Below are 5921 nucleotides of genomic sequence, written 5' to 3' on the forward strand. Positions count from 1 at the left end.
TGTCCGGACTGCGGGTGCTGCTGCGCGGAAACGCGCAGCAGCGCCCGCCACACCCACATTTTCAGCCGATCAAACGACTTGTAGATCGTGCTGTAGTCTGGGAGATCGTCCCGATCTAAGTCGAGTACGTCACGAATCTCGGCCATGTACTTCAGCCGATTCGGCGTTTCACGGTAGCTGTGGCCGTCTTCGACCCGAAAACAGTGTAGAACGACGTGTTTCCAGCGGGCGAACCCGCCGCTGGCGGGCTCGCCCGCGTGCTTTCCCAACGCTTGTTTAGCTAGGTCACGACACTGCTCAATGAAGTCGAGGAGATCGACTTCCATGGACAGAATCGATTTCCTCGGCTTCGTCCTTCTACTCCGTGATAACAGCTGATTAGATCGCTATTCAACACAGCACATTTCAGGCAATTCACATGGAACCTTCCTGTTACCTTGGCTTTTGGAGGAGGGGATCCACGATCATTACGCAGTCGGGACACTCTGCCCAGACACCTGCGTCACTGTCTTTGGTTTCATACTCGATCATCACGGACCCCTCACGAACCTCGGAGCCGCATTGCGGAGGGGTACCCAGCATGGGATTTGGTTCAGTCATCACGTGATTTGCGGGGCAGTCCCACTCGTTAGGTGTCGTTACAGTCGACAGCCTCCTAATTCTTTGTCAGACACTGGCGACCTGTTCTGATGGAGAAACACGTACTACCGGCGTGCCAGCAGAGTACGAGTCTCATCAGCGAATCAACGACACAACAGCAACTTTTGGATCGAAACGAGATGTCAAAATTTCACAGGTCAGTTCCATGATCAGGAGAGTCCGGAATGGAAATCTCCGAGTCAAACAGTGCGTAGTATCCTTCCCGGTCTGTGGCCCGCCAAAGGATCGGTTCGGCGTCTAGGTGTTCTACACAGTGCCAGAGATAGACAAGTCGACCAATCCGTCCGTTACCGTCCGCAAACGGGTGGATCCGTTCGAAAGCAATATGCCACTCGACAGCTCTGACTGGGTCCATAGGCCGCCACTCTAGCAAGTCTGTCATTGCTAACTTGACGACCTCTGGTGACGGCGGTCGTCGCCCACCAATCTGGACGTGAATGTCTCTGTAGTGGCCAGCGATCTCAGGTTGTCGATTTTTCAGAATGTGTTCGTGTGCCACCTGAAGGACATCGTGGGTGAGTTTGCGTTGCTGTCGGAGATACGTCCAGGCGTCGAAACTATCTGTGAAAGCGCATTCGCTGTGAACATCCTCGATAGCGTTTGATTCGGTGAGGAACTCTTCGACATCGACCATTGGCGTTGGTGTATCACTTCTAGGCCACCATGAAAGCACGTCGATGATTATTTTCCGGAACGTCCGCTACCGGTAGAGACTATTCTTTGAGGTCCTTCCTCGTCGCAGTTTGCCGAAAGAGATGAGGCCGTGCATTCGATTACCTTCCAATATGAACAACATTACCTAGTGATACGACATCATCTGGAAATATCTGGTTGGTTTCCCGTTTGAATACAATGTATTTCAAATTCTGACCGGATTGTTTATGATAGCAGCGTGTACACCCAAGAGTAATGACTGGACTCAAACTCCCAGACAGGATCGTCGTCAATGGCGTCGACTTGATAAAAAGCGAAAAGCGGCCTGAACTCCTGCTCTCGTACGCGATCGCTCTCTGGTACAACGGCGTTCCGTTTCTGATCAACGACACGCTAAATCATATCGGCTGTAGTCCCCCTCCTAAACTCCGCACGCTGATTGGCTGTTCAAAGAAACGCTGGGACAAGGAGTATGAGCCAGTGCTGAAGCGGTTTCAAAAGGTCGGAAACATAAAAGAAGAGACGATCCTGCGGAGAAAGGTCAGGTGGAGCCCGCAAAAGAAGTACCGACGAACGCTTGGGGAAGCCTTTGGACAAGTGATGATAGACCATGGACTGCAGAGTTCAATCAATGAGAGCGTTGGCCTTGTTGGCGATTGGAATGAGTCTCTCAGACACCGGATGGGCGTTGAAAGACTACAAACGATACATATGCGCGCTGACCACTCTGTGACTCCGTACCCTGACGTCACGAATAAAGTTGCGCCAGATATCTACTGGAGATCTGTTGACTCTGTAGAAGTGGTTGGCACGTCCGTGGAGACCAAGTTTGACACTTGGGGTGGTGAGGTCATAACCAACCACAATAATTACAAAATGTTGTCACGTAAATACAAATCATTCGCGTCCAATCCAGATTGTAAATACATCTGGGTATTCGACGATCGACATCATGCGGCGAATGCGCTTAACCAGTTAGATTACGGTGAGAAGCAGGGTTGTTCACTAATTCATGCGCCGTATAGCAGACCGTGGAATTACTCGATCAAGACACTCAACGAGTACATCACTCGAAGCCAGAATAACCCAGACTACGAGTGTGCAGGCATCGACCAAGTCACAACGCTAACTGCTCTCCAAGATCAGATTTCTACATCTGACGGCAGTCACCAGAGCTTATATCCATTAACTGAGACTTCTCCAGTACGAGTCAATTGACCAAATAACCCCGTTTTTCTGTGTTTAGGTTCTCTCTCCCTACTCTAATACTACTACTGGAAGTACCCGAATTCTCCAAGTAGCGATTACGCACAGGTATGAGGGCTATAGTTTGTATTTAGAGGATTGAATGTGCGTACTCGTTTACGCACATTATGCGGATTATATTGCCTAATAATGTCCGTAAAGTAAATTTTACGTGATAATAAAAAGCCGTTTACGCAGTCCATTTTTGATCGGGTCCCAAGATTTTACGCAGTTTCATGACAGATATATTTTATAGATTGTGATTCCCACGTCAATCATCATCTCCCTAATCGAACTGGCGAGATCAACCTGATCTGAAGCCTGAAACTATTACCATTTCTACCCTACTTCGCTCTGGCGGATGACCCGCTGCTCGCTCATGGAATAAGGATTGTCGGTGGACACCCACTCTATCTCGACAAACTCTCCGGACGATGAAAGAGTATGAGTAGAGACAGGTGAACTCTTTCAGGGCTGGATCCCGAGACATTCTGACTTGAGTTCGGTAGAAGGTTTTTTGAGAAATGTAATCACAATACGGTATGACCGAGAGCGACACCGAAAGTGACGACTGGGGGCAACCGCGAAGCTTGGTTGAATTTTTTCTCCGAAATGAAGAGTCACTCCGTCGAATATTGGGCGAAGTTCACGAGAAACAGATGCTGGGAGACTATGAGGCGGCACGGGAGCAGCTACGCTCTTTGGCTGTGAAGAGAACAAAGTGTTTCAGGTCGCTGTCTTCACTGTGCTTGAGATAGAGCGGTTTTATGACTACCTCAAGGAACAGTACAAGGATGAATCCGCACCGGTAGAGGAACTCCAGTCGTTCGGTAACCGATATCAATATTTGTCATATAAACTAAATATTTCTCCAGAGTATGGATACTGTTACCCACGATTACCCTCCGAAAGCACTAGCATCGTATCAGGCCCCACCACGATAGGCCAGCACCGACGCAGCTACACTCCGAGGAATGCCGGGTCGACGTCGTTCAGGCGACCGGTCGATTCGAAGTAATTCCTGAAGTCCCGGTAAAGTTCCGTACACTTCCCATCAGTGTCGTATCGAAGGGTGTGAAAATCACCAACGACCGCACAGTACCGCTTAGCCCGAGTGAGAGCAACATTGAGCCGTCGCGGTCCGTCGTTGGCGCGACCGAGAAAGCCGATGTCACCGTCGGCATTACTCCGAACAAGCGAAATGATGACAGCAGTCTTCTCGCTGCCTTGGAAGGAATCGATAGTGTCGACAGTGATCGCGGTCGCGTGGTCGACGTGATCGTTGAGTTGGTCACGGAGTAGTCGAGCATGGGCAGCGTACGGTGTGATCACACCGATCTCTTCTGGTGGAACATCTTCAAGAGTAGTCTGAATAAGGTGAACGACAAGACGTGCTTCAGCCTTGTTGGCCCGGGAGTGGTCGACGATATCGACCGAACCACCGATATTGTAGCCTTCAATCGCTGGCGTGTCAGCAAGCGGGGTGACGACGCGGCCGGTTCGGAGCGACCCATCGTAGAACTCGCGGTTGGAAAAGTAGGCAATGTCGGGGTGCATCCGATATTGGGTCTTCAGTTGGAGGCCAATACCTTCATAGACGCCACCGTCGGCGTAGAGGTGTTCAAACAGTGAGAGTCCATATCCAGAATCGGGTGGATCGTCTGTCGCACTGAACGGTGGGAGTTGTTCGTGATCACCCGCAAGAACAGCTCGGTCGACGCGGGCAAGTGGAATACACGATGCGGTACAGGTCGACTGCGTCGCTTCATCAAGAACGAGGAGGTCGAACTCACGGGCGAGCGTGGCTGCACTGCTGTTGGTCGCTGCGACAACCTCAGCTCTTTCAGCAACATCTTGGTAGCTCTCCCGGAGGACATCATGCGTCGACCGCTCGGCGTTGACACGGTCAAGAGTGAACTCGCCGGATCCGTGTTGTCCGTAGGCATGGAGTGACCCAGCATCAAGATCACTACGTGTCGAGTTGCCGGCGACGAGGTTGTCTAGCGCCTGGTTCGAATCCGTACAAACAAGCACATCCTCGCCAGCGTCAACAGCGCGACGGATAATTTCGACGAGTGTCCTTGTTTTCCCTGTGCCCGGCGGCCCGTGAATACAGAAGAGCTCATCGGCGATGAGGGCATACTCGACAGCGAGCTGCTGTTCTTGGTTGAGATCGTCATCAAACGATTCGCTCAGTGCGGCAGCCTCATTCGAGAATGTAAGCGGGCGATCGCCGACAAGCACCTCGTGGAAGGAATCATCTCGTAAGGACTCAATGGCGGTGAGTTCGCGATCGAAGGGAACTGGATTGAGCCGTTTGGAACACCCGATCGTATGATCGCCCTCTAGATAGGCGCTGACTGTTCCCGTAGTATCGACGGTCTCCCACTCGAGCGTGAGCCAGACATTCAGCCCACGGACGCGTTCAACTTCGGCAGCAACCGGGAATGAATCAGGTGCGTCGTCAGCGTCGGCATGAATCAGAACCTCGTTATCTTGGTAAATGCCGAACTCGCTTTCGACAAAGTAAGCCCAGTCGTCATCGCGACGGTCTTCGCGCCGTGGATCAAGATCGACTCGGAAGCGGTATTCACCGTTTTCTTCGCCACGACACAGCAGTTGGGGAATGGCGGATTCACCGCGTTCGTACAGCGCTCGTGCTGAGAGATTGCGAGCTTGCGTCTCGTTACTTGCTCTCGTCGCCGCACGCTCATCGGCAATATAGTCCCGAAACTCTGTGAGTAAGTCGGCGTCTTCCACTGGATGTGTCGGATCTTCGTGGTCGTCAATCGGAGCATCGTACCCTGGTGGGTACGTCTCCGGAAGATAATCCGAATGCCAGAACCGAATTCGATTCGCAAGTTGCGTGCCGCCAAACTCGTCAGCGGCAATCGGTTTCACATCACCGTCTCGCTCAACGAGGAAGATCTCGCCACGTACCTCGTGGTCAGTGTAGGCAACGAACTCCTCGGTCGGCGTCGCGTTGTCGAGCCCGTGTAACGGGATACATGTCCAATCCCGGTCAGGATGGGAGAGTTCGTCGTGATGGCTCGCAAATGTGGCGATAGGGCGGACTGGAATATGGTCAGTTGTCTCAGAAAGTGTCGTTTTGGAGGCAGTATGGAGGACAGCATCAGTAAGCGAGAACTGATCGGCGGCATACTCAAACAACAGAGACATTGAGTAACATGCTCTCTTGACAGCATATAATACTTCGTCGCTATTGGGCTACGGAAAATTGAGGAGGAAGTCTCGCGCTTTGACGTAAAGAGAATATCAAAGACTGTCGAGACGAATGCCTCGGTTTGGCACCGAAGCTATTCACAAATTGTGGGCGGTACCACACACACCCCGGGTGTCGA

The 5921-nt window shown here is 51.7% G+C and carries 3 protein-coding genes and 1 pseudogene; 1 reads left to right on the plus strand and 3 read right to left on the minus strand.

What is annotated here, in order from left to right:
- Both Z052_RS11765 and Z052_RS11770 read right to left on the minus strand, forming a co-directional pair.
- Positions 1-326: pseudogene (locus Z052_RS11765) on the minus strand (IS5/IS1182 family transposase); the annotation flags it as partial.
- A 464-nt stretch (positions 327-790) separates the two neighbouring features.
- Positions 791-1294, minus strand: coding sequence for a Fic family protein (locus Z052_RS11770; protein ID WP_099289040.1), 504 nt, complete (start codon positions 1292-1294; stop codon positions 791-793).
- Between the two features lie 275 nt (positions 1295-1569).
- On the opposite strand from Z052_RS11770, the gene Z052_RS19775 reads away from it, so the two are divergent.
- Positions 1570-2532 carry a hypothetical protein gene (locus Z052_RS19775; RefSeq protein WP_144050020.1) on the plus strand — a complete coding sequence of 321 codons (963 nt, stop codon included), beginning with the start codon at positions 1570-1572 and terminating at the stop codon, positions 2530-2532.
- Between the two features lie 987 nt (positions 2533-3519).
- Here the strand turns inward: Z052_RS19775 and Z052_RS11780 are convergent.
- On the minus strand, positions 3520-5739 hold the full coding sequence (locus tag Z052_RS11780) for a DEAD/DEAH box helicase (protein ID WP_099289042.1): 2220 nt from the start codon (positions 5737-5739) through the stop codon (positions 3520-3522).
- Positions 5740-5921 lie beyond the last annotated feature (182 nt).

It is taken from the genome of Halorubrum sp. C191, assembly GCF_002727095.1.
GTDB classification, from domain to species: Archaea; Halobacteriota; Halobacteria; order Halobacteriales; family Haloferacaceae; genus Halorubrum; species Halorubrum ezzemoulense.